Annotated in this window: 20 protein-coding genes and 2 rRNA genes; 10 read left to right on the plus strand and 12 right to left on the minus strand. The window is 43.0% G+C overall.

Annotated features, from left to right (window positions below):
• Positions 1–103 precede the first annotated feature (103 nt).
• Positions 104–1,303 carry an acetylornithine deacetylase gene (gene argE, locus IEZ33_RS17360; RefSeq protein ID WP_191601264.1) on the plus strand — a complete coding sequence of 400 codons (1,200 nt, stop codon included), beginning with the start codon at positions 104–106 and terminating at the stop codon, positions 1,301–1,303.
• The gene (gene argA, locus IEZ33_RS17365) at positions 1,303–2,628 is read left to right on the plus strand and encodes an amino-acid N-acetyltransferase (protein WP_191601265.1); all 1,326 of its coding nucleotides are present in this window, start codon (positions 1,303–1,305) and stop codon (positions 2,626–2,628) included. The genes argE and argA overlap by 1 nt, the downstream gene beginning before the upstream one ends.
• A gap of 107 nt (positions 2,629–2,735) precedes the next feature.
• Here argA and IEZ33_RS17370 read toward each other — a convergent pair whose 3' ends face one another.
• From IEZ33_RS17370 to rpoE, 5 genes are all read right to left on the minus strand, one after another.
• A complete protein-coding gene (locus IEZ33_RS17370; RefSeq protein WP_191601266.1) occupies positions 2,736–4,151 on the minus strand; it encodes a DegQ family serine endoprotease in 1,416 nt (471 codons plus the stop codon).
• A 140-nt stretch (positions 4,152–4,291) separates the two neighbouring features.
• A complete protein-coding gene (locus tag IEZ33_RS17375; protein WP_191601267.1) occupies positions 4,292–4,759 on the minus strand; it encodes a SoxR reducing system RseC family protein in 468 nt (155 codons plus the stop codon).
• Complete coding sequence (locus IEZ33_RS17380) at positions 4,756–5,709, minus strand: MucB/RseB C-terminal domain-containing protein (RefSeq protein WP_240009569.1); 954 nt, start codon at positions 5,707–5,709, stop codon at positions 4,756–4,758. The genes IEZ33_RS17375 and IEZ33_RS17380 overlap by 4 nt, the downstream gene beginning before the upstream one ends.
• Positions 5,710–5,718: 9 nt before the next feature.
• Positions 5,719–6,402, minus strand: a complete 684-nt coding sequence (locus tag IEZ33_RS17385) for a hypothetical protein (RefSeq protein WP_191601268.1) — start codon at positions 6,400–6,402, stop codon at positions 5,719–5,721.
• Between the two features lie 2 nt (positions 6,403–6,404).
• On the minus strand, positions 6,405–6,992 hold the full coding sequence (rpoE, locus tag IEZ33_RS17390) for an RNA polymerase sigma factor RpoE (protein WP_191601269.1): 588 nt from the start codon (positions 6,990–6,992) through the stop codon (positions 6,405–6,407).
• A gap of 251 nt (positions 6,993–7,243) precedes the next feature.
• Between rpoE and nadB the strand changes: the two genes are divergently transcribed.
• Positions 7,244–8,848 carry an L-aspartate oxidase gene (nadB, locus tag IEZ33_RS17395; protein ID WP_191601270.1) on the plus strand — a complete coding sequence of 535 codons (1,605 nt, stop codon included), beginning with the start codon at positions 7,244–7,246 and terminating at the stop codon, positions 8,846–8,848.
• On the opposite strand, the gene IEZ33_RS17400 is transcribed toward nadB, so the two are convergent.
• Entirely contained in the window at positions 8,845–9,165 is a 321-nt protein-coding gene (locus tag IEZ33_RS17400) for a hypothetical protein (RefSeq protein ID WP_191601271.1), read from the minus strand. The genes nadB and IEZ33_RS17400 overlap by 4 nt on opposite strands.
• 196 nt (positions 9,166–9,361) lie before the next feature.
• Positions 9,362–9,637, minus strand: a complete 276-nt coding sequence (locus IEZ33_RS17405) for an FAD assembly factor SdhE (RefSeq protein ID WP_191601272.1) — start codon at positions 9,635–9,637, stop codon at positions 9,362–9,364.
• 221 nt (positions 9,638–9,858) lie between these two features.
• Here IEZ33_RS17405 and ygfZ point away from each other — a divergent pair, with 221 nt between their 5' ends.
• Positions 9,859–10,773: a CAF17-like 4Fe-4S cluster assembly/insertion protein YgfZ gene (gene ygfZ, locus IEZ33_RS17410; protein WP_191601273.1), complete on the plus strand. Its 915-nt coding sequence runs from the start codon at positions 9,859–9,861 to the stop codon at positions 10,771–10,773.
• A gap of 44 nt (positions 10,774–10,817) precedes the next feature.
• On the opposite strand, the gene ung is transcribed toward ygfZ, so the two are convergent.
• Entirely contained in the window at positions 10,818–11,504 is a 687-nt protein-coding gene (gene ung, locus IEZ33_RS17415; protein WP_191601274.1) for a uracil-DNA glycosylase, read from the minus strand.
• Positions 11,479–12,396: a choline kinase family protein gene (locus IEZ33_RS17420; RefSeq protein ID WP_191601275.1), complete on the minus strand. Its 918-nt coding sequence runs from the start codon at positions 12,394–12,396 to the stop codon at positions 11,479–11,481. Before IEZ33_RS17420 ends, ung begins: the two co-directional genes overlap by 26 nt.
• A gap of 87 nt (positions 12,397–12,483) precedes the next feature.
• Between IEZ33_RS17420 and hexR the strand changes: the two genes are divergently transcribed.
• Positions 12,484–13,347, plus strand: coding sequence for a transcriptional regulator HexR (gene hexR / locus IEZ33_RS17425; RefSeq protein ID WP_191601276.1), 864 nt, complete (start codon positions 12,484–12,486; stop codon positions 13,345–13,347).
• Positions 13,348–13,432: 85 nt separating this feature from the next.
• Here hexR and edd read toward each other — a convergent pair whose 3' ends face one another.
• Positions 13,433–15,244 (minus strand): phosphogluconate dehydratase, encoded by a 1,812-nt coding sequence (gene edd / locus IEZ33_RS17430; RefSeq protein ID WP_191601277.1) that lies wholly within the window; start codon positions 15,242–15,244, stop codon positions 13,433–13,435.
• A gap of 379 nt (positions 15,245–15,623) precedes the next feature.
• On the opposite strand from edd, the gene gap reads away from it, so the two are divergent.
• The 5 genes from gap to purK all read left to right on the plus strand — a co-directional run bounded on the left by gap (position 15,624) and on the right by purK (position 20,408).
• Complete coding sequence (gene gap / locus IEZ33_RS17435) at positions 15,624–16,637, plus strand: type I glyceraldehyde-3-phosphate dehydrogenase (protein ID WP_191601278.1); 1,014 nt, start codon at positions 15,624–15,626, stop codon at positions 16,635–16,637.
• Positions 16,638–16,723: 86 nt separating this feature from the next.
• Positions 16,724–18,169 carry a pyruvate kinase gene (pyk, locus tag IEZ33_RS17440; protein WP_191601279.1) on the plus strand — a complete coding sequence of 482 codons (1,446 nt, stop codon included), beginning with the start codon at positions 16,724–16,726 and terminating at the stop codon, positions 18,167–18,169.
• A 26-nt stretch (positions 18,170–18,195) separates the two neighbouring features.
• Complete coding sequence (locus IEZ33_RS17445; RefSeq protein WP_191601280.1) at positions 18,196–18,651, plus strand: methylglyoxal synthase; 456 nt, start codon at positions 18,196–18,198, stop codon at positions 18,649–18,651.
• Positions 18,652–18,845: 194 nt separating this feature from the next.
• Positions 18,846–19,337 carry a 5-(carboxyamino)imidazole ribonucleotide mutase gene (gene purE / locus IEZ33_RS17450; RefSeq protein WP_191601281.1) on the plus strand — a complete coding sequence of 164 codons (492 nt, stop codon included), beginning with the start codon at positions 18,846–18,848 and terminating at the stop codon, positions 19,335–19,337.
• The gene (purK, locus tag IEZ33_RS17455) at positions 19,338–20,408 is read left to right on the plus strand and encodes a 5-(carboxyamino)imidazole ribonucleotide synthase (protein ID WP_191601282.1); all 1,071 of its coding nucleotides are present in this window, start codon (positions 19,338–19,340) and stop codon (positions 20,406–20,408) included. It begins immediately after the preceding gene.
• A gap of 390 nt (positions 20,409–20,798) precedes the next feature.
• On the opposite strand, the gene rrf is transcribed toward purK, so the two are convergent.
• Both rrf and IEZ33_RS17465 read right to left on the minus strand, forming a co-directional pair.
• Positions 20,799–20,913 (minus strand): 5S ribosomal RNA (gene rrf / locus IEZ33_RS17460).
• A gap of 260 nt (positions 20,914–21,173) precedes the next feature.
• Positions 21,174–24,061, minus strand: a 23S ribosomal RNA gene (locus IEZ33_RS17465).
• Between the last annotated feature and the right edge of the window lie 9 nt (positions 24,062–24,070).

Here is a 24,070-nt window from a genome sequence, read left to right on the forward strand (position 1 = left end):
AGAAAGTCATACAAATACAAGCAAAAAATAATTCGCAAAGTGTACCAGAATCAGTGGCTTTCACCGTTAATTAAGGCAAAATAAAAGTAACAAGGAGAAGCTTATGCATAAATGTCCGTCTTTAATAAGTATGATGACTCAACTCATCGCCAACCCATCTATAAGCTGCAGTCAAGCTGAATGGGATCAGTCAAATAAAGGTGTAATTAGTTTACTTGAGTCTTGGTTATCGCCACTAGGATTCCATTGCGAGATTCTTCCTCTACCAGATCAACATAATAAATTTAATTTAGTCGCCACTATCGGGTCAGGCGAAGGTGGCTTAGTACTATCTGGGCACACAGACACGGTCCCCTATGACCAGGGTAAATGGCAATCTGATCCGTTTAAGTTAGCCGAAAGAGACAATAAACTGTTTGGCCTTGGTTCCTGCGATATGAAAGGTTTTTTTGCCATTGTGATTGATACCGTCTCTAAAATGGATTTACAAAACCTCAAGCAGCCCTTGATTATATTAGCAACCGCAGACGAAGAAAGCTCCATGTCAGGCGCTCGGGCTCTGGCCGCCCAGGGCAAGGTTAAAGCACGCTATGCACTCATCGGCGAACCCACGAAGTTGACCCCTATATACGCTCATAAAGGCATTATGATGGAACGCATTCAGGTAACAGGACAAAGCGGTCACTCTTCAAACCCAGCATTAGGAACCAACGCCTTAGATGCTATGCATGATGTTATGAGCGAGCTAATCACCTACCGTGCCAATCTAAAAAAGCGTTTTCAAGATGCCAGCTTTGTAATCGACTACCCGACAATGAATTTTGGTTGCATCCACGGAGGCGATAACCCTAATAGAATTTGTGGGCGCTGTGAAATTGAATTTGATTTACGAGCGCTTCCAGGAATGAGCAACCAATCGCTTATGGGCGAAATATCCAGTTTACTGCCCTCAATAGAAGCTAAAACAGGTACTCGTATTCAATTAACCAGTTTATTTCCTGATATTCCTTCATTCTCAACACCCATAGATTCCGATATCATTAACGCTTGTGAGAAACTTACTCAGAAAACCGCTGAAACAGTCGCTTTTGCAACAGAAGGCCCATTTTTAAATCAAATGGGGATGCAGACATTAATCCTAGGGCCAGGCTCTATTGACCAAGCCCACCAACCAAATGAATACATGGCATTAGACCAAATCCGTCCCATGCAACATATTATTGAATCACTTATTGGCCGTTATTGCCTTAACGATACCGCTGAATTTTCGCCAATGCCTCTGACAACAGGAGACTTACTCTGATGGGGGAAGATCAAAATAGCGACTTGAATTACGTTGATTGGTTCCGTCATTCATCGCCTTACATTAACTCTCACCGTGGGAAAACATTCGTTATTTTCATTCCTGGCGAGGCGGTTGAATGCCACTTATTTCCAAATATAATCAGTGATTTAGCGCTAATGGACTCTCTTGGAGTACGCTTGGTTCTCGTTCAAGGCGCACGCCCTCAAATCAATAGAGTTCTAAAGAATCGACATCTAACGTCAGCCATACATTATGGGTTTCGGGTAACACCTCAAGATCAGTTACTGGATATTATTCAGGCCTCTGCTGGTGTCAGAGTTCAGTTAGAAGCACAGTTATCTATGGGACTTGCCAATACACCTATGGCTGGCGCCCGTTTAAAAGTCTGCAGTGGTAATTATGTTATTGCTCGACCTTTAGGCGTCGTGGATGGCATTGATTTTGGCCACTCCGGAGAAGTTAGACGAATTGATAGAGACGCTATTTTTCGTCTACTTGAAGACGACAACATGGTGCTATTACCGCATCTAGGGTTTTCACCAACAGGTGAAGTCTTTAACTTAAAAGGTGAGGATGTTGCGACTCAAGCGGCCATCCAACTCAAAGCCGATAAACTCATTATGTTTAATGAGGAAGAAGGCATTTTGAACAGTGAAGAGCAATTATTATCTGAATTGCTCGCACGTGATGCACAAGAGCTGGTTGATGGAATGGATGATGAGGATTCCACCAAAGCAGCACTTAAATCCTGCGTTGATGCGGTTCGTTCTGGCGTTCCTCGTGCTCACCTTATTTCTTACAATGAAAATGGTGGCCTTATTCGTGAGTTATTTACTCGGGAAGGCGCTGGCACCATGGTCGATGAAGACAGCTATGAGCAATTACGCCCTGCAAGTATCGATGACGTTGGCGGCATGATGGCTCTACTGGCACCACTTGAAGAAAAAGGGGTGCTCGTTCGCCGCTCTCGTGAACTTCTTGAAAACGAAATCGAACGCTTTATCTTGGTTGAACGCGATGGTGCTATTGTAGCGTGCGCGGCTCTCTACCCATTTGAAGAGGAACAGTCTGGAGAGCTTGCCTGCTTAGCCGTATCACCGGCCTATAGAGGCTCAAACCGTGGTGAGCGTTTACTTAAAGGAATTGAGCAGGCCGCTAGAAAACAAGGCCTTTCCACACTTTTCTTATTAACGACAAGAACGGCGCATTGGTTTATTGAGCGTGGATTTATTGCGGGCAGCGTGAGTCATTTACCCGTCAAAAAACAAGCTCTTTATAACTATCAAAGAAACTCAAAAATTTTTATTAAACATTTAACCTAAAGGAAGAGTAAACGAAATTAACGGCCGTCGTTTTTTCGCAAAACTGAATCTATAAAAAATGCCAATCAAACATTTTTGATTGGCATTTTCATTTTCTGATATAGATATTACTCAGTCATTTTAAACGGAATAAACATTGGATAGCCGTCTCGTATAACGCGCATTGGCACGGAACGGTTATTAGGTAACTCTTTTACTATTTGAGAGAAAGAACCCACATTTTTTACGGCCTGACTATTCAACATAGTAATCACATCGCCTTGTTGCAAACCATTTCGAGCCGCGTTCCCGCCAAGAACTTGAGTAATAACCACACCACCCTCAATATTTAATTTACCAGCCTCATCGGCAGAAAGGTCCGTAACAGACATCCCTAAGCGATTTTGCTCTTGCTGTGTCTGAGTCAGAAGTTGAGGATCATCTGGTCTCGCGTCCAACGTTAAAGTTAAGGTTTTTTCGCGACCGTCACGATAAATCAGTGTTTTAACTTTATCGCCCGCTTTCATTCCACCAACTCGATAAGGCAGTTCCGCAGAATGCTCGATTACCTCATCACCAAACTCAAGTATGATATCACCCGCTTGTAAACCTGATCGTTCGGCTGGTGAGTCGGGTAATACACGACTAACAAGAGCACCTGCAGGACGTTCTAAGCCAAAGGATTCCGCTAAATCATTATTAATATCTTGAATAATAACACCTAGCCAAGCACGAGAGACTTTCCCATCTGATTTTAATTGCTCAACAACAGACATAACGAGATTAGACGGGATGGCAAAAGAAACCCCCATAAAGCCGCCCGAACGAGTATAGATTTGAGAGTTAATGCCAACGACTTCACCCTCTAGATTAAATAAAGGACCACCGGAGTTACCTGGGTTGATTGCCACATCTGTCTGAATAAAGGGTACATAGTTATCAGAAGGAAGATTACGTCCTAACGCACTCACGATCCCCGCTGTAACAGTATAATCAAAACCAAATGGAGAACCTATTGCCAGTACCCACTGCCCCGCTTTCAGCTTGTCCGAATCCCCCATATTGACGGTAGGAAGATCTGTCGCCTCTATTTTCAACAGCGCCAAATCCGTTCTAGGGTCTGTTCCAACTAAAGTAGCAATGTACTCACGACGATCATTTAAACGTACATGAATGACATCTGCGCCATCAATAACATGGTTATTCGTCAGGACATAACCATCTTTAGACACAATGAAACCAGAGCCTAAAGAGTTACGCTGTCTTTGCTGAGGCGCAGGATGCTGCTGGCCGCCTTGACCAAATGGCTTTTGCCCAAAGAAATGACGAAAAAATTCATTTAATTCTTCCGCTTCTGGGCTCAGCTGCTTAGATTTATTTGAATTATTATTCGAGGTCTGCTCTGTACTTATATTGACAACAGCAGGCGAAGCCGACTCCACCAATTCAGTAAAATCCGGTAAATCAACCGCTGACGCCAGCGTGGAAAAAAACATCAAGAAGCTGATTGCCAAGACATTGGTTTTTTTAAGCATTCTGTTCATAAATTGGTCTCCTTAGATGTACCAAAAATATAGCAGTGCTGAAATAGTAAAATAATCTAAGTCGTCACCGTACTCAATAATTGAATACGGTGACGACTTACGTAGCCTATGCACGATTTATAATACCAAAGCGAAAAAGATCAAGGGTGTTGGTAAATGGAAATTTGCGATCTTTCCACTGTCTTTACACGCAATACTCTCGGCATAAAATCTGGGTTAGTTGATTCCTTTTCGGCTTTACTTCTGGCAAAAAAGAAACCACCTGAAAACCCCAATAGTGCCCCCATCACGGGTAACACAGGGTCGCTGCTGATTAAGCTTGGCAATGTGGCACCGCCAATTAACCCTACTAAGGGAATAAAATACATCCAAATTGATGCTTTCAATAAAGTATCTTCGGGTATACCAACAACCACTTCTTGATCAACAGCCACATCCACATCGCAGATGGCATTCATCTTCATCCTATTAGACGAAGACATTTGCGCTACCGCATGATGCCCACAACCATGACGAGCACGGCATGCGGTACAGCTACTGGTTCGAATGGTCTCAATTTCAGCAAAACCATTACGTATGGATAAGACGCGGCCATTTTCTTCAATCATTGCATTGTCCTTGGGGCAAAAGACATCAACATTTTTTCAACCGTTTTTTCAGGAACTTCACCCACTATTGTTAATCTAAGGATATCCGTTAATAAAGAACGTGACATCTCGCCAACGGTAGTTGCTCCCATCTCCATTACAGAATACGGTTTAATGGTGTCTGTTGGTTCAACAAAAACTGAAATTGATGTCATACCATCAGAAAGTAATAACATGGCCGTACGGTCATTCAACAGTCGAGCATCACGCCATACAGGAGCAAAACCATCAGGCAACCATGTAAAATGCCATTTGTTATCCGTCATTTTTGGCGTTACAGAAACCACATGACGTGAGTAAGTACCCAGTCTTGGCAAAAAATCAGATTTTTTTAACGTTGGGTTAAAGGAAATATCCGTAAACTGAACTCGATCGAGCACCTTACCTTCGGCATCTAATGTATCGTGTTTGAGCAAAAAGCTATTTTCCATATCCAACCAAAAAGCGTGCCCAAAACGATAACTGTCTTTTGGAAGCAGCGTCAGTTTCTGCGCTTTTCTACCGGCAATGAGTTCAATTTTTTTCGACAGTTTAAACCTATAGCCTTCTAATAAACGATCTCCATTTAGTTCTTTGAATTGCTTCAATGGCGCACTCACAGGAGCGGCTGTATTTGCAAAAGAAATATCTGGATAGACACAAATCACACTGTCGTCAATTCGAATCACCTCTATTTTATCGCCATCAAGATCGATTAAGCTTTCATATTCGACACCATCAATAAGACCATGACGTATTTTCATGCTATTCATTGCAACACCTTGTGACCGCACAAAAACCCCCTGATAACTCAGTGACGAAAAAGACTGCACCATAGATGTTAGCTTGGCGAGACTCGTGTCGCTCTCCGAAGAAGCAGAAGCTAAATTGAACGCAACGGTTATCAATAAGCTAACTATGACTTTTCTCAAGTTAATCACCTATTGCTCATCCTCTGCCGAAAAACTGACGACACGCGCCATTGGAATCATGCCTTGCCCAATTGTCATTGTCGCCTGCTCAGTATGCTGCCTTAAATAGCTTTGAAGACGCTCATTATGCACATCCAAGCTCAAGGTCTTTATGTCTTGGGGCGATTCTAAGAGAGAGCTGTTTTGATCAAGGTGTGCGACAGTCGATGACGCTGTATAGTCACTCGGTTCTTGACCAAGAAACAGCTGCCCAGCTAAGACCGCGACAAAAACCACACTGGCCGCCATGGCAAACGACTTAAAAGTAATCACGTTACTTTTTGCCAAAGATGTATTGGCTGGAGCATCTAATGAGGTATTATCCGTTCCCTTTTGCTTTTGGAAAGGTACAATCGTCTCATTCGCTTTTACAAAAGCAGATTCTTTTGTCTGACTCTCGGCATCATCAGGAACCATACCCTTGATACCTTCTCGTACACCACTAAGAATATCAAAGGACGCAACGTCAGTAGTTGGCGCCGTATTTTCCATAACCGACTTTGCCAGAGCATAAGCATTTAATTTTGACTCCCAATCTTTGGAGTCTTGTTCTAATAGGTAATCCAAATCTTCTGATGACAGGGTGTCATCGATAAAATCAGATAAGCATAGCGACAATTTTTCATCTCTCAACGTTTCGTTTGATGTCTTCATAATTATTCTCCTCCGTCCAAATATGGACGAATATGTTGCTCAATCGCCTCTCTTGCTCGAAATATGCGTGACCGAACGGTACCAACGGGACAGTCCATGACATGAGAAATGTCTTCATAACTCATCCCGTCAAACTCCCTTAAGGTAATGGCCGATTTCAACTCTTCAGGTAACGTCTTAATAACACTGTAAATAGCCGCCTCTAATCGATTTCGATTTAGAGTGGCATCTGGAGACGCCACATCAGCAAGCGGCTCATATAAAGCAAACGAGTCATCGTTATCTAATTCAACATCATTGCCTGAGGGCCGACGAGAACGACTTATTAAGTGATTCTTTGCCGTATTAACAGCGATGCGGTACAGCCAGGTATAAAAAGCACTTTCACCTCTAAAGGAATGAATAGCACGGTATGCCTTAATAAAGCTTTCTTGTGCCACATCCATAATTTCATGTTGATCATTAACATAACGGCTAAGGAGGCCACAGACCTTGTATTGATACTTCACTACCAATAGATCAAATGCTCGCTTATCCCCTTTTTGAACTCTTTCAACCAATTCTTGATCAGAAGGCGAACCTTGCGGCATAACAACCTCGTTTTGATAACAACAATGTTTACCCTTCATTAATTGTGTAATAAGAAGATAGACATTGAAAAAACAAACTAGTTCAGACTTTGTTGTACTTGATTCTATTGTTAGGTGTAAATTACATTAGTCAAAATGCTTTTAAAGACGCCTCTTGCTAACATTGGAAGCCATTCAATCAGATAAAGTATTCACTAATCACATACAACAATAGTAACATTAATCTTTTCATGATGAATCAGAACAATAATATGAGCCAGCAATATCACTATGATATTTTAATTATTGGTGCCGGTGCAGCAGGACTTACGCTTGCACTGGAACTTGCCAAAACACATAAAGTTGCCATGTTGACAAAAGGTGATATTCGAGAAGGCTCGACTTTATACGCTCAAGGAGGGGTGGCGGCCGTTTTATCGAATAAAGATACGATTGAATCGCACATCGAAGATACGATCACAGCTGGAGCCCACTTAGGTGACCCCGAGTCCATTCGCTTTACTGTAGAGCACTCCAAAGAAAGCATCGATTGGTTAATTGACCAAGGGGTTCCCTTCACTCGATCAGATGAAGGCAATTCCTATCATTTAACCAAAGAAGGTGGTCATAGCCATAGACGGATCATTCATGCGGCCGATGCGACAGGCCAAGCCATTTCGTCTACCTTGATACACAATGCAACACAGCACCCAAACATAGATTTTTTCCCAGACCAGGTGGCGATAGATATTATCACGACAGAAAAGCTGAAGATAAAAGGAGAAAATCGAGCATTAGGTGTCTATGCGCTTAACTTGGCAACAGACGAAGTAAATGTCTTCAGTGCAGGAAGAATTGCCTTAGCGACAGGAGGCGCAAGTAAAGTCTATCTTTATACAAGCAACCCAGATACCGCATCAGGAGACGGTATTGCTATGGCGTGGCGAGCAGGTTGTCGTGTGGCGAATTTGGAATTTAATCAGTTTCATCCGACTTGTTTATACGATGCCAAAGCAAAAACCTTTTTGGTGTCAGAAGCCGTTCGTGGCGAAGGGGGGAAATTACGTTTACCTGATGGCAGTGCATTTATGCACAAATTTGACTCAAGAGAAGAGCTTGCACCAAGAGACATTGTGGCCCGAGCAATTGATCATGAAATGAAGCGCCTTGGCGTTGATCATGTTTTGCTCGATATTTCTCATAAGGGCAGTGCCTTTATAAAAACCCATTTCCCGACTATTTACGAGCAATGTGTGCGGTTTGGCTATGACATGACAAAAGAGCCAATTCCCGTTGTTCCAGCCGCCCATTACACCTGCGGTGGAGTGATGGTTAATCAATTTGGACATACCGACCTTAAACACCTCTACGCTATTGGAGAAACGTCTTACACAGGTCTTCACGGTGCGAATCGCTTAGCAAGCAACTCATTATTAGAATGCATTGTCTATGCTCGATCAGCGGCGCAACACATGCTATCTCATCCTGTTCTACCTAAACCCCAATTCGCCATTCCAGCTTGGGACGATAGCCAGGTAAAAGACTCAGATGAGGACGTGGTGATTGCCCACAACTGGCAAGAACTTCGACAATTCATGTGGGACTACGTAGGTATTGTACGAACCAATAATCGGCTTTTAAGAGCAAAACACCGCGTGGATTTATTACTCTCTGAGATTGACGAGTTTTACAGTAACTATAAAATCAGTAGTGATCTCATTGAATTACGAAATTTAGCTAATGTCGCCGACCTCATTATTCGATCTGCGATGGACCGTCAGGAAAGTCGAGGTTTGCATTTCACCTTGGATTATCCAGAGACAAAGCCCGAAGCGAGACCAACCATTTTAACGCCTGAAAATAAAGCACATCATTAACGCTTACTTTTGTTCGCGGTTAATCTTACTTGCCTTGCAGCAAAAGATTGAAGTGTTCGATATTGAGCAAAAGACAAGGCATCGCGCGGAATCAGAAATCGAGTACGTTTATTAGGCTGAATAGGTTTCTTTATTAACCTATTAATCGTACCAATCAATGTCTGAATGAAGACGTTTTTCGCTGTGGATTCATAATAGGCGTATAAACAAAGATTGCCATACTGCTCGAAGTAAAGAGGGTATTTGGTAGCTGTGCCCTTAGAGCCTTGCCGAGAGACTCGTTTTCCTCTAAAAAAGATAGGTGCTGGCGACTTCACACAATACGCTTGGTCACCATTTAATAAGATAGTTATCGGCGAAGCCCCCCACCAATACTTTATATAGAGCAGGCAGAGAAACAAGCAAACACCGCTTAAGAACCAAAAAATATGATCCGAGAGCATCAATGTACTGCCGTATAACAACACACCTATTAGAGGTAAAAGTGTTGTTATCAAGACACCAAAAGAAGGTCTAAGAGTGATAGTTTTCAGGCTGTACTCGCTCAACGATCAATTTTACAATACGCGCTAGATCCGGATCATTTGGCACCTCTTTTTGCATAAACCAAATAAATATGTCTTGATCCTCACATTCTATTAGTTTTCGAAAGCAACGTTTTTCTTCCTCGTCTAGAGTTTCAAACACCTCGTCCATGAAAGGTTCCAGTAGTAGGTCAAGCTCTAGCATTCCGCGGCGGCAATGCCATTTCAAACGATTAAATTCCATGGACTTTTCGACTTCATTCATCACATCACCTCAGAAAAAATAATGGCCACATTATATCCTTTGCATTCTTTACAGCAAACTTTTCATCAAAACGGTTAGATTATTTCTCACTTTATAATGATATTGCCATTACTTGATAAATTCATGAGGGTGAGATATTGAATTATTATAATTTGACGCCAACAACTGTGTATTAAGCGAACGTATTCGCACATTAATTCAATAAGGTTAAATGTACCTCTATGAACGATCTATTCACCTCACTCAAAGATGAATTCGTCTTCCCTTGTCTATCACAACGAAGAGATCTAGGTGTTCTTCAGTTTGAGGGCGTTGATTCAAGTAAGTTTTTACAAGGTCAAACCACTTGCGACCTAACAAATCTGACACCAGAGAATGCCCTATTAGGCGCAATATGTAACATTAAAGGCCAAGTCGTTAGCAGCTTTTACTTAATCCATTATGCAGACTGTATTTTTATGGTACTGAGCCAGGATTTAGTCGAAAAAACCCAACTTCATTTAAAAAAATTTGCTGTTTTTTTTAAAACGTCCATTACAGACGTAACGGCTCAATTCACTATTCATAGTCTCTTTGATGTCGACTCATCTCTTTTGCATCCCACTCCACAAGTGCACAAGCCTTGTGTAATAAAAGACGATGGTATTTACGTTCAACTGCACACAGCCCCAATGACACATGGCATTGAACTACGTCCAATAAAAACGCTAAATAATGAAATGCATAAAGACCTCCCTCTCAGCCAAGCACAGGCCTTATTGAGTTTGTTTGCGGAACCCCTTATCACCTCAAAAGACAGTGAAAAATTCTTACCAAACATGCTTAACATGCAGTTCACCAATGGAATTAGCTTTAAAAAAGGCTGCTATACCGGGCAAGAAATTGTAGCCAGAGTCCATTATCGAGGGAAAACCAAAAAAAGGCTCTATCTTGCTTCACTAGAGCAACCGATTGACTTAACCAGTACGAGCCTACTCAATGAAAGTAAAAAGGAAGTTGGAGACATACTTGAGGTAAATAGGATTAACAACAAGAGTATTCTATTGGCGGTTATCAATATCAATGATACGGATACTCCACTAAATGTAAACGGCATTGAACTCAGATTACATTCACTTCCTTATTCAGTAGAGTAAAACACACCAAAGCATAGTGACATGTAAATTAAACACGACGTGTCCTATGCTTCCTCCCCTAGCTGCCAGTTAATGGGGTTTTTGCCATTATCGATTAAATAATTGTTTACCTTAGAGAAATGCTGACAACCAAAAAAACCTCGATAAACCGAAAGCGGTGATGGATGAACAGACTCAAGAACACAATGTTTATTACGATCTATCTTTTTACCCTTCTTTTGCGCATACGCTCCCCATAATAGAAAAACAACATGCTCATGCTCTGAATTAATCAGCGCTATCACTGCATCAGTAAATTTCTCCCAACCTTTGCCTTTATGGGAGTTAGGACAGCCCGCTTCAACCGTCATCACACTGTTTAAAAGCAGCACACCTTGTTGTGCCCAAGGTATTAAACAACCATGGCTAACCGTCTGAATACCTAAATCACTTGCTAACTCTTTATATATGTTAACTAACGATGGAGGTACCTTAACCGCTGGAGGTACAGAAAAAGACAACCCATGCGCTTGGTTTTCTCCATGGTAAGGATCCTGCCCTAGAATCACCACTTTCACATTATCAAACTTCGTGAATCGAAACGCTGAGAATACGTCTTCTTCTTTGGGATAAATAACCGCACCTTCTTGTTTTCGAGCGATTAAAAAATCAAACAGAGCGGTAAATTCATCAAAGTCAATGAGGTGACTTAACGGTTGTTGCCAATCATCTGGCAAAGATATCGAACTCATCACACATACTCACGTCTAAAAAAATTAACTTTTCATGCAATACTTTTGAACAATTGTAATAAAAAAGAATGTCTTCAGAGCCATCATTGGCAATAAAGTACTTTAATAGCATCCACGTCATTTCTCGAATTAAATACAAGGCATGATAATACTCTAGCGTATTCAATGTTTGTTCTACAGGTAAGCTAGAATCATAGTGATTAAGCAAAAATACAGTTTGCTCTCGAGTTAAATTATGGGACGACTTTATTACCGCTAAGTCAAACAAAGGGTCTCCCAATCCAACGTACTCCCAATCAATAACCCAAAACTTAGAAGGGTCAGCAAGACAGTTCTGAGGGTTTAAATCATTATGGCATAGACACTTTTTGTTTTCCGGGATTTTTGAGCTTAAAAATACGGCTATTCGATCTAATAAGTCGCATTGTTTTTGAAATAATGGATCCACATCAGGGTGATGGTATATTTGTTCAATATAATGTTTTATAACAACATTTAATGTATAGGCTTTTTTTGCTTTTTCTAGGCGATGAATAGACTTCAGTATTTCAGCTATTCTTTTAATGTCGCTATTTGTATGCACTATGTCCCATGCAAAAGTCGTCTGTTTTACAAAACAGCTCACCATATAGCCATCTTCTTTTAGCAGTAGAACAGGCGGTGAGAGCCCTAACTCAGTGACGAGAGGTAATATGGCTCTTTCATCTTCTCGATTAATTAAAAAACAGTCCTTATCCAAATCAGGGAGCCTAATAATGAACTTAGCGACCTTGTTATGCTTTAGAAGAAAGGTTTTATTTGAAAAGCCTCCTTCAATCTTTTCGACAGTTAATTGAGAAAGAGGTGGCAGTAAATGGGAAATTGGAGTTAAATTGTTGAATATTTCCTTCATTTGTAATCCTTTTATTGCCAGAAATGAATGCTACTGTAAAATGATAACAGCCATTTATTAGTCAATAAACAGACTTGAAGACCAACCATGATTAAACACGACGATATAATTCGAAAGATCCAAGAAAACCTGAATACACTCAGTAAATCCGAGAAAAAAGTGGCGGAAGCCATTTTAGCGGACCCTAAATCAGCGATTCATTCAAGTATTGCCAAACTCGCCGCTAAAGCCGAGGTAAGTGAGCCAACGGTAAACCGATTTTGTCGGAGTTTAATTGGCAGCGGTTTTCCTGATTTCAAAGTTGCGTTAGCTCAAAGCCTTGCGACAGGAACACCCTATGTGAATTTGAATGTGGAGCCTGATGATGCCCCAGGCGCTGTTACACATAAAATTTTCGAAGCGGCAAAGAACGACTTAACCAGAGCACAGTTACTTTTACCTGAAGCGCTAATCAGTCGAGCGGTTGATGTTTTAGCCCAAGCAAGACGAATAGAGTTTTATGGTTTGGGCGCATCTGGCCCAGTGGCACAAGACGCCCACCACAAATTTTTTAGATTGAACATGCCCGTTGTCGCATACACAGATATATTAGTGCAAAGAATGGCGGCCGCTGGAACACATCCTGGTGATGCGGTGGTGGTTATCTCCTATACAGGCAGAACACTTCCCCTTATTGAAACCGCACGAGTAGCTCGAGAAGCAGGCGCAACCGTCATAGGGTTAACCAATCCAAATTCACCGCTTACCGAGCACTGCTCAATTGTACTCCCTATCGAAGAGACAGAAGACACCGATATTTACACTCCCATGAGCTCTCGTATTGTCTATTTGACACTTATCGATGCTCTGGCAACTGGCGTACTTCTTAAGCGTGGACCTGAATTTAATGCGCACCTGAAAAAATTGAAATCAAGTGTCCAAGATACTCGTTTACCAAAAGATGAAAAATAACACATAAAAAAAGGGGAGCATAAGCTCCCCAAACACCCGAACTGATATAAGCAAACTCACTTAGATCAGTCATCAGAGGAAAAGGTTATTCAAATAGACTGCATGCGCCTTGCTCTGCACCACTCACTAATTTACGTTGGGCACCAAATAACTCTCGCCCCATACCTTGATACGATTGCGTCGTATCATAAACAGCAGACACTCTCGCGGCCAACTCTTCTGCCGACACAAGCAGCGCCAATTCTCCAGTAACAGAATCAACACGCACAATATCTCCGTCTTGTATTTTAGCGATTAAGCCGCCATCAACCGCCTCAGGCGTAAGATGAATTGCCGCAGGGACTTTACCGGAAGCGCCTGACATACGACCATCGGTTACTAGAGCCACTTTATAGCCTTGATCTTGAAGGTTACCTAAATAAGGGGTCAATTTATGCAATTCAGGCATACCCAATGCTTTCGGCCCTTGAAAACGTACAACCGCAACGCAGTCTTTCTTCAAAGAACCATCAGAGATAGCCGTAGCCAGTGAATTTTGATCATGGAATACAACAGCTGGAGCTTCAATAACGCGATGCTCAGGTTTAACAGCAGACACTTTTATTACCGCGCGTCCTAAATTTCCTTGCAATAATGACAGACCGCCTTCTGGACTAAAAGGGCGCTCAATAGGCCTCACAACATCAAGATCTAAGCTTTTATCTGTACCATCCTTCCAAACCAACTTATCATTTTCTAAGAAAGGCTCTTTTACATAATGCTGCAGCCCTTTACCAAGGATAGTATTCACATCTTCATGAACTAAACCGCCTTTTAATAACTGCTTTACAAGGAACCCCATTCCTCCAGCCGCATGGAAATGATTAATATCAGCTTGACCATTTGGGTACATCTTGGTTAAAGAAGGAACAACCTTGCTTAACTCCGAAAAATCATCCCACGTCACGATGATGCCAGCCGCTCTAGCAAAAGCAACAATATGCATGGTGTGATTTGTTGAGCCACCAGTAGCAAGCAAGCCAACTATGGCGTTCACAATCGTTTTCTCATCAACAATCTTGTATAAAGGTCTGTAATTGGGGCCAATTGCCGTAATTTTTGTGGATAATTGTGCCGCGTATTCAGTTAACGCTTCTCTTAACGGACTGTCAGGGTTAACAAATGAAGACCCTGGTAATTGCAGTCCCATCAACTCAACCAATAATTGATTTGAGTTTGCTGTTCCATAAAACGTACAAGTGCCTGCACTGTGGTAGGAAGAAGATTCCGCTTCTAACAATTCATCTCTTGATGCTTGACCTTGCGCATATCTCTGCCTAACGGCAGCTTTTTGAGCATTACTGATCCCGGAATGCATAGGACCGGATGGAATAAACAAGCTTGGTAAATGGCCGAATCTCAGAGCCGCAATCAATAATCCAGGTACAATTTTATCGCAGATACCTAAAAAAATAGCCGCGTCAAACATATTATGGGACAACGCTATAGCCGCCCCTTGAGCGATGTTATCACGGCTAAATAAGCTCAGCTCCATGCCATCTTGACCTTGAGTAACACCATCACACATAGCCGGTACGCCACCAGCAAATTGAGCAATAGACCCAACAGCATGAACCGCTTGTCGAATTTTATCTGGATAAGACTCGTATGGCTGGTGGGCTGATAACATGTCGTTGTACGAAGAGATGATGCCAATATTAGCTTCATCCAATAAGGTTAACTTTTGCTTATCTTTTGGGCTGCAAGCGGCAAAACCATGGGCCAAATTACCACATGATAATGCACCACGGTGAGGGCCTTGTTGCTGTGCTTTTTCCATGTCTGTCAAATATTGAGCTCGTAAAGACGTACTACGCTCAACAATCTTTTTTGTAACACTTATAACCGTAGGGTTCATCGATGACTCCAGGGAAGCAATTTAAGGCTAGCAAGCCGATAACTTATGTAATATTACAACACATTTAGGTAAAAAACGACCCAAAACAAGAAATAAACCACAAAAATATGTAATAAAACTACATACTTAAACTTTTTATCATTAATTCTTCACCTCCTTCCTCCTAAGAATCTCTTTTTCATGTATTATGAGAGAACAAAATCAGGTACAAACTAAAAAAAGTGCTTGTACTGATCAATGCGCATTCCTGAACAGGGAATACGTATTGATTAGAGCACTCTTTATGTAGTATTTTTACATCATTATTGACTTAGTTTGTGAATGACATGTTAATCAACAAAATTAATTTTACAATTTCACCAAATTTAAAGAGGTAGATATGACTATTAAAGTAGCGATAAATGGTTATGGACGAATTGGTCGTAACGTTCTAAGAGCGCTATACGAGTCAGGCAAAAGAGAACAAATCCAAGTTGTTGCGATCAATGACTTAGGTGATGCGAAAATCAATGCCCATTTAACAAAATACGATACGGTCCATGGCCGCTTCAATGCAGATGTCAATTTTGATGCCGATGCCCTTTATATTAATGAAGATAAGATCACCATCCTTTCTGAGCGCGACCCAGCAAAATTACCATGGGAAGAATTAAATGTAGATGTCGTTTATGAGTGCACCGGCTTCTTTACGACAAAAGACACCGCCAGCGCGCACATTACGGCAGGAGCGAAAAAAGTCATTATTTCAGCTCCAGGTAAACAAGTTGATGCAACTGTCGTATACGGTGTAAACCAAAATGTACTGACTTCCGACATGACGGTTATTTCTAACGCTTCATGCACAACAAACTGTTTAGCCCCTATCGCCAAGCCATTAAACGATGCGTTAGGCATTGAAAGCGGCTTAATGACAACTATCCATGCCTACACAAATGACCAACGTCTATCTGATGTGTATCATACGGACCTTTATCGTGCTCGTGCAGCCGCGATGAATATGATACCAACTCAAACAGGTGCCGCCGCCGCCGTTGGCTTAGTTGTTCCTGAGCTAGCAGGAAAATTTGATGGTATGGCCGTGCGCGTTCCAACAATCAATGTGTCACTCGTTGACCTTTCTTTCTTAGCGCCACGTGAAACGACGGCGGAAGAAGTCAACCAGATCATTGAAGACGCCATTGCTAAAGACCCCGTTTTAGCTCAAGTTTTATGTGTAAACAAAGACCCGTTGGTATCCAGTGACTTTAATCACAGTACCTATACATCAAATTTTGATGCCACTCAAACTCGCGTTCAGGGTAAGTTGGTAAAAGTTATGTCTTGGTATGATAACGAATGGGGATTTTCTAACCGTATGTTAGACAATACAATTGCATTAATGAATGCAAAATAACCATTCTTCTTTAAGGCTGCTCTTGCAGCCTTAATTATTTTTAACATCTTGTATTTCATTATTCTTTAAAACGACTGGTATATATCATGAATCGCAGAACAAAAATTGTTGCCACACTTGGTCCAGCGTCCAGCTCTCCTGAAATGATTGAAAAATTAATTTTAGCTGGTGCTAATGTCTTTCGCTTAAACTTTTCACATGGTCAACCAGAAGACCACATTAACCGTGCAAATGTTGTCCGTGAAATGGCGGCAAAAAATGGCAAACATGTAGCGATTCTAGGCGATCTACAGGGTCCGAAAATTCGTATTGCTCGTTTTAAAGACACCAAAGTACAATTAAAAGACGGTGACACGTTTATTCTGGATGTAGGCTTTGATAAAAACGCAGGCGATGCAACACGAGTAGGCATCGATTACCCTCAGCTTGCAGCCGATTCAGAACCAGGTAACATTCTTTTACTGGATGACGGACGTGTTGTACTAGAAGTACTAGAAGTAAAAGGTATGGAAGTCATCACAAAAGTCATTGTGGGTGGCCCTTTATCTAATAACAAAGGCATTAACCGCCAAGGCGGTGGTTTATCAGCCGCCGCATTAACAGATAAAGACAAAGCGGACATTTTGACAGCCGCCGCATTAAACGCGGACTATCTTGCCGTCTCTTTTCCTCGTTCTGCCGAAGATATTGAAGAAGCTCGCACATTAGCACGTGCCGCAGGACTTAAAGCAGGCATAGTATCAAAAGTTGAACGTGCAGAAGCGGTTGCTGATAACGCGACTCTCGATGCAATTATCATTGCATCAGATGCTGTGATGGTTGCCCGTGGCGACCTTGGAGTCGAAATTGGAGATGCTGAATTGATTGGTGTCCAAAAGCACATGATTAAACGTTGTCGCCAATTAAACCGCCCAGTAATCACAGCCACTCAAATGATGGAAACCATGATTACAAGCGCTATGCCAACTCGTGCAGAAGTGTTTGATGTGGCCAATGCTGTTCTAGATGGCACCGATGCGGTAATGCTATCCGCAGAAACAGCGGCTGGAGATTACCCTGAAGAAGTTATTCACACTATGGTGCGAGTGTGTAAAGGTGCAGAAAAACAACCAGCCATCAATCGTTCAAAGCACCGCATTGATGTTACTTTCACCAATATTGATGAAACCATCGCCATGTCAGCTATGTATGCAGCCAATCATCTTGAGGGTGTGAAAGCCATTATCAGTTTAACTGAATCTGGTACAACACCTCTACTCATGTCACGTATTAGCTCTGGCTTACCTATTTTTGCTCTATCGCCGAATCAAGAAACGCTAAATAGAACGGCTCTTTATCGTGGTGTTACGCCCGTTTCTTTCTCTTCTAAAGAGTTCGATAAAGACAGTTTGAATCAAGGTTTAGTCGATGCAGTTAAAGCATTAGGAGTCGTGAAGGATGGTGATTTGGTTATTTTAACCAAAGGTGACCATTTAGTAAGCCTTGGCTCTACGAATGCAATGAAAATTGTTCGTATCGGCGACGTTCACTAACCCTCTTACGTACATAGGAAAGCTATATGCAAAAGAAACTCATTACCTCCCCAGCTAGAAAACGAATCGCGTTGGTTGCACATGATAATATGAAGTCTGAGCTCACCCAATGGGCTAAGAAACATAAAGATCAACTGATTAAACACGACTTGATGGCCACAGGAACCACTGGGAATCTTTTGCATAAACACCTTGATGTACCAATAAAAGCATTGATTAGCGGACCTCTTGGTGGAGATCAACAGCTGGGAGGTCTTATAGCGGAAGGGAAAGTGGATGTTTTAATCTTCTTTTGGGACCCTTTTGAACCCATGCCTCACGATCCAGATATTAAAGCCTTATTAAGGGTAGCCGCCGTATGGAATATTCCCATTGCATGCAGTGTCTCTTCTGCCAATTTTTTGATTTCATCGACATTGTTCAATGAATCTTATGAACGCTTAATCCCTGACTACGACGCCTACCTAAAAGAGCGACTTTAATTAGTCGCTTTTTTCCTTAAACTCTGCACGAAAACCTCGTTTAACTCGCCCCGAGAGCGATAATCCGCTATATTAACGCGATTATTTAGCATCATTTACATTATTACCTAAACTGAGCTTAATCAGCGTACATTAACTCTTTATTAAGTTCCTTTTTACAAAGTATTCACTCATTGACTGACAGGAGTATAACTGTGCAAGCAAAAGTTGCCCTCATTATGGGTTCAAAAAGCGATTGGGCTACTATGGAATCGGCCGCAGAAATCATGGATTTGTTAAAAGTTCCATATCATGTAGAGGTTGTTTCTGCTCACCGTACTCCGGTAAAGCTTGCTGAGTTTTCTGAACAAGCAGTAAATCGTGGCTTTAAAGTTATTATTGGTGGCGCTGGCGGCGCAGCGCACCTTCCAGGAATGGTCGCTGCACACACTCGTTTGCCTGTATTAGGTGTACCAGTGCAGAGTAAAGCCTTAAATGGAATGGACAGTTTATTATCCATAGCCCAAATGCCGAAAGGGGTTGCTGTTGGCACATTAGCTATTGGTACCGCTGGAGCATTTAACGCAGGACTTTTGGCTTGTCAAATATTAGCAAATGAAGACGCTGAGCTGGCTCAAAGAATTGACAACTTTCGTCAGCAACAAACAGAAACAGTATTATCACAACCAGATCCAAGGGAGGTTTAAATGTCAACTATTTGGGTTCTTGGTGCTGGTCAACTAGGCGCAATGCTAAAACAAGCCGCCACCCCTCTAGGCCTTAATGTACGTCCTGTTGATATAGAATCTGACGAGATACTTAACTTAGCGTCCAATGATATTGTGACAGCAGAAAGAGAAGAGTGGCCCACAACCAAAGCCACAGAGCAATTGGCCACACATAAGAATTTCGTTAACTTGAACACCTTTCCGCAGCTTGCAGACCGCCTAACTCAAAAACAGTGGTTAGACCGGCTAAATTTGGCGACGGCACCCTGGTTCCCAATCAAACAAGATTCAAGCAGTGAACATTGCTATAGCACACTTGGTGAACGGGTTTTGTTAAAACGCCGACGCGGTGGCTATGATGGTAAAGGGCAGTTTTGGCTGAAACAGGATGAAGCAACAGAAATCCCTGAGGATTGGAAAGGCCATGCTATCGCAGAGCAAGCCATCAACTTTGATGAAGAAGTCTCTCTTGTTGGTGTTCGCGGTAAAAATGGCGAGAGCTATTTTTACCCACTTACATTAAACCTCCATATTAATGGTATTTTATACGCATCGATTGCACCACTTCACAGGTTGAATCACCTACAATCTAAAGCAGAAGCTATGCTAAGCAAACTAATGGAAGCATTAGATTATGTTGGCGTTATGGCAATGGAATGTTTCCGTCTAGGCGATGATTTACTAATCAATGAGCTCGCTCCAAGAGTTCATAATAGTGGTCATTGGACGCAAGCAGGAGCAAGTGTGAATCAGTTTGAAAATCACATTAGAGCCGTTGCAGGTTTACCTTTAGCGCCAGCCGAGGTCAAAAATTTAAGCCTAATGGTCAATTTAATCGGAGTACCGGTTAACTATGACTGGCTATCAACCGAAGGAATAGAGCTATATTGGTACAAAAAATCGGTTAGACCCGGTAGAAAAGTTGGGCATATCAATATGTGTTCTGGCGACACGACTAAGTTAAATAAAGCCTTAACAAAGCTTGATGCTCAATTACCAGAACCTTATCAAGAAGCCATTAAATGGCTAAAAGCAAACCTACCTGAGTGATGGATTACCTTGTAGAATAAGCCGTTATGTAAGCCCCTAATACTATAAAACATTAGGGGTTTTTTTATGATTTGTTTCTCGCATAAACCTACCCCCCTACCAAAATAAACCTGAAATATAGGTCGACAGCTGTGCCTACGCTGGATGTTTTATGACCTAAAGACCCACCGGCACAAAACGTTCCTATAAACCCCACCAGTTTAATTAACGGATAAAAAAAGTAAAGTTATCGGAAGAAAACACACTTTATGGGACGGCACCACATCCTGCCCCAAGATGTCCCTATGTCCCTATGTCCCTATGTCCCTATGTCCTATAGTCAGCTTAAATCCCGATCTACAGACGAAAAAAAACCCTGACGGCGTGAGCCATCAGGGCTTTCTAATTGAAACTTGACGACGACCTACTCTCACATGGCGAATGCCACACTACCATTGGCGATGACGCTTTTCACTTCTGAGTTCGGGATGGGATCAGGTGGTTCAACGTCTCTATGATCGTCAAGCAAACCGGTTGCGTTCGTTCTGAGTGCCTGTGTTAAGCCCTTAGGCTTAATCCAGCTTGTTCACTCACAACACGCCAGTACGTGCTTGAATCTTTAACAATGCTTTTTTGAAATAGCGATAACCAAGTATCAAACCAGCCACATCATCGCTGATGCGCGTCGTAATCTGTGTCTCTATGATCTTTTCATGATGCGTTTGACCCTTCTCTTTTCGAGTTTTCTCAGTCTCTCTTTATCACTTAAAACCACTTTGGTGTTATATGGTCAAGCCTCACGAGCAATTAGTATTGGTTAGCTCAATGCCTCACAGCACTTACACACCCAACCTATCAACGTCGTAGTCTTCAACGGCTCTTTAGGGGACTTATGTCCCAGTGAGATCTCATCTTGAGGGAGGCTTCCCGCTTAGATGCTTTCAGCGGTTATCCCGTCCGAACATAGCTACCCGGCAATGCCACTGGCGTGACAACCGGAACACCAGAGGTTCGTCCACTCCGGTCCTCTCGTACTAGGAGCAGCTCCTCTCAAATCTCAAACGTCCACGGCAGATAGGGACCGAACTGTCTCACGACGTTCTAAACCCAGCTCGCGTACCACTTTAAATGGCGAACAGCCATACCCTTGGGACCGGCTTCAGCCCCAGGATGTGATGAGCCGACATCGAGGTGCCAAACACCGCCGTCGATGTGAACTCTTGGGCGGTATCAGCCTGTTATCCCCGGAGTACCTTTTATCCGTTGAGCGATGGCCCTTCCATACAGAACCACCGGATCACTAAGACCTACTTTCGTACCTGCTCGACGTGTCTGTCTCGCAGTTAAGCGCGCTTTTGCCTTTACACTCTTCGCATGATTTCCGACCATGCTGAGCACACCTTCGTGCTCCTCCGTTACTCTTTGGGAGGAGACCGCCCCAGTCAAACTACCCACCACACAGTGTCCTCGATCCCGATAAGGGACCTGAGTTAGAACCTCAAACATACCAGGGTGGTATTTCAAGTTTGGCTCCACTAGAACTGGCGTCCTAGTTTCAAAGCCTCCCACCTATCCTACACAAGTAGGTTCAAAGTTCACTGTGAAGCTATAGTAAAGGTTCACGGGGTCTTTCCGTCTAGCCGCGGATACACAGCATCTTCACTGCGATTTCAATTTCACTGAGTCTCGGGTGGAGACAGTGTGGCCATCGTTACGCCATTCGTGCAGGTCGGAACTTACCCGACAAGGAATTTCGCTACCTTAGGACCGTTATAGTTACGGCCGCCGTTTACTGGGGCTTCGATCAAGAGCTTCGCTTACGCTAACCCCATCAATTAACCTTCCAGCACCGGGCAGGCGTCACACCCTATACGTCCACTTTCGTGTTTGCAGAGTGCTGTGTTTTTAATAAACAGTCGCAGCCACCTGGTATCTTCGACCGGTCAATGCTTACGGAGTAAATCCTTCACACTAACCGGCGCACCTTCTCCCGAAGTTACGGTGCCATTTTGCCTAGTTCCTTCACCCGAGTTCTCTCAAGCGCCTTGGTATTCTCTACCTGACCACCTGTGTCGGTTTGGGGTACGGTTCATGTATATCTGAAGCTTAGAAGTTTTTCCTGGAAGCATGGCATCAACTACTTCGTCCAAAAGAGGACTCGTCATCAGCTCTCGGTCTTAAGAAAGCCCGGATTTACCTAAGCCTTCAACCTACTACCTTAAACACGGACAACCATCGCCGTGCTAGCCTAGCCTTCTCCGTCTCTCCATCGCAATATACATAAGTACAGGAATATTAACCTGTTTCCCATCGACTACGCATTTCTGCCTCGCCTTAGGGGCCGACTCACCCTGCCCTGATTAGCATGGGACAGGAAACCTTGGTCTTCCGGCGGGGGAGTTTTTCACTCCCCTTATCGTTACTCATGTCAACATTCGCACTTCTGATACCTCCAGCCTGCCTTACAGCTTGACCTTCAACGGCTTACAGAACGCTCCTCTACCATGCAAGATAAATCTTGCATCCGTAGCTTCGGTGTACAGTTTTAGCCCCGTTATATCTTCCGCGCAGGCCGACTCGACTAGTGAGCTATTACGCTTTCTTTAAAGGATGGCTGCTTCTAAGCCAACCTCCTAGCTGTCTAAGCCTTCCCACATCGTTTCCCACTTAACTGTAACTTTGGGACCTTAGCTGACGGTCTGGGTTGTTTCCCTTTCCACGACGGACGTTAGCACCCGCCGTGTGTCTCCCGTAATTGCACTCATCGGTATTCGGAGTTTGCATGGGGTTGGTAAGTCGGGATGACCCCCTAGCCCAAACAGTGCTCTACCCCCAATGGTGAGATACGAGGCGCTACCTAAATAGCTTTCGAGGAGAACCAGCTATCTCCGAGCTTGATTAGCCTTTCACTCCTATCCACAAGTCATCCCCGGACTTTTCAACGTACGTGGGTTCGGTCCTCCAGTTAGTGTTACCCAACCTTCAACCTGCTCATGGATAGATCGCCCGGTTTCGGGTCTATTCCCAGCAACTAAACGCCCTATTAAGACTCGGTTTCCCTACGGCTCCCCTAAATGGTTAACCTTGCTACTGAAAATAAGTCGTTGACCCATTATACAAAAGGTACGCAGTCACGGAACTAAGTCCGCTCCCACTGCTTGTACGTACACGGTTTCAGGTTCTATTTCACTCCCCTCGCCGGGGTTCTTTTCGCCTTTCCCTCACGGTACTGGTACACTATCGGTCAGTCAGGAGTATTTAGCCTTGGAGGATGGTCCCCCCATATTCAGACAGGATACCACGTGTCCCGTCCTACTCGATTTCATTGATAAGGCGTTTTCGTATACGAGGCTTTCACTCTCTACGGCCAAGCTTTCCAGCTTGTTCTACTAACACCAAATCAACTTAAGGGCTAATCCCCTTTCGCTCGCCGCTACTTAGGGAATCTCGGTTGATTTCTTTTCCTTCGGGTACTTAGATGTTTCAGTTCCCCGAGTTCGCCTCATTAACCTATGTATTCAGTTAATGATACCCGCAAGCGGGTGGGTTTCCCCATTCGGAAATGTTCGGATCAAAGTTTGTTTATCAACTCCCCGAACCTTATCGCAGATTACCACGTCCTTCATCGCCTCTGACTGCCAAGGCATCCACCGTGCACGCTTGGTCACTTGACCATATAACCC

The sequence above is a fragment of the Marinomonas algicola genome (assembly GCF_014805825.1).
Classification (GTDB): Bacteria; Pseudomonadota; Gammaproteobacteria; order Pseudomonadales; family Marinomonadaceae; genus Marinomonas; species Marinomonas algicola.

Excerpts from the sequence above, each read along its gene's own strand:
- IEZ33_RS17370 (WP_191601266.1), bottom strand. The coding sequence starts at position 4,151 with ATGAACAGAATGCTTAAAAAAACCAATGTCTTGGCAATCAGCTTCTTG.
- IEZ33_RS17375 (WP_191601267.1), bottom strand. The coding sequence starts at position 4,759 with ATGATTGAAGAAAATGGCCGCGTCTTATCCATACGTAATGGTTTTGCT.
- hexR (WP_191601276.1), top strand. The coding sequence starts at position 12,484 with ATGATTAAACACGACGATATAATTCGAAAGATCCAAGAAAACCTGAAT.
- nadB (WP_191601270.1), top strand. The coding sequence starts at position 7,244 with ATGAGCCAGCAATATCACTATGATATTTTAATTATTGGTGCCGGTGCA.
- ung (WP_191601274.1), bottom strand. The coding sequence starts at position 11,504 with ATGAGTTCGATATCTTTGCCAGATGATTGGCAACAACCGTTAAGTCAC.
- gap (WP_191601278.1), top strand. The coding sequence starts at position 15,624 with ATGACTATTAAAGTAGCGATAAATGGTTATGGACGAATTGGTCGTAAC.
- edd (WP_191601277.1), bottom strand. The coding sequence starts at position 15,244 with ATGAACCCTACGGTTATAAGTGTTACAAAAAAGATTGTTGAGCGTAGT.
- IEZ33_RS17420 (WP_191601275.1), bottom strand. The coding sequence starts at position 12,396 with ATGAAGGAAATATTCAACAATTTAACTCCAATTTCCCATTTACTGCCA.
- IEZ33_RS17385 (WP_191601268.1), bottom strand. The coding sequence starts at position 6,402 with ATGAAGACATCAAACGAAACGTTGAGAGATGAAAAATTGTCGCTATGC.
- purK (WP_191601282.1), top strand. The coding sequence starts at position 19,338 with ATGTCAACTATTTGGGTTCTTGGTGCTGGTCAACTAGGCGCAATGCTA.
- IEZ33_RS17405 (WP_191601272.1), bottom strand. The coding sequence starts at position 9,637 with ATGAATGAAGTCGAAAAGTCCATGGAATTTAATCGTTTGAAATGGCAT.
- ygfZ (WP_191601273.1), top strand. The coding sequence starts at position 9,859 with ATGAACGATCTATTCACCTCACTCAAAGATGAATTCGTCTTCCCTTGT.
- argA (WP_191601265.1), top strand. The coding sequence starts at position 1,303 with ATGGGGGAAGATCAAAATAGCGACTTGAATTACGTTGATTGGTTCCGT.
- argE (WP_191601264.1), top strand. The coding sequence starts at position 104 with ATGCATAAATGTCCGTCTTTAATAAGTATGATGACTCAACTCATCGCC.
- rpoE (WP_191601269.1), bottom strand. The coding sequence starts at position 6,992 with ATGCCGCAAGGTTCGCCTTCTGATCAAGAATTGGTTGAAAGAGTTCAA.
- pyk (WP_191601279.1), top strand. The coding sequence starts at position 16,724 with ATGAATCGCAGAACAAAAATTGTTGCCACACTTGGTCCAGCGTCCAGC.
- IEZ33_RS17445 (WP_191601280.1), top strand. The coding sequence starts at position 18,196 with ATGCAAAAGAAACTCATTACCTCCCCAGCTAGAAAACGAATCGCGTTG.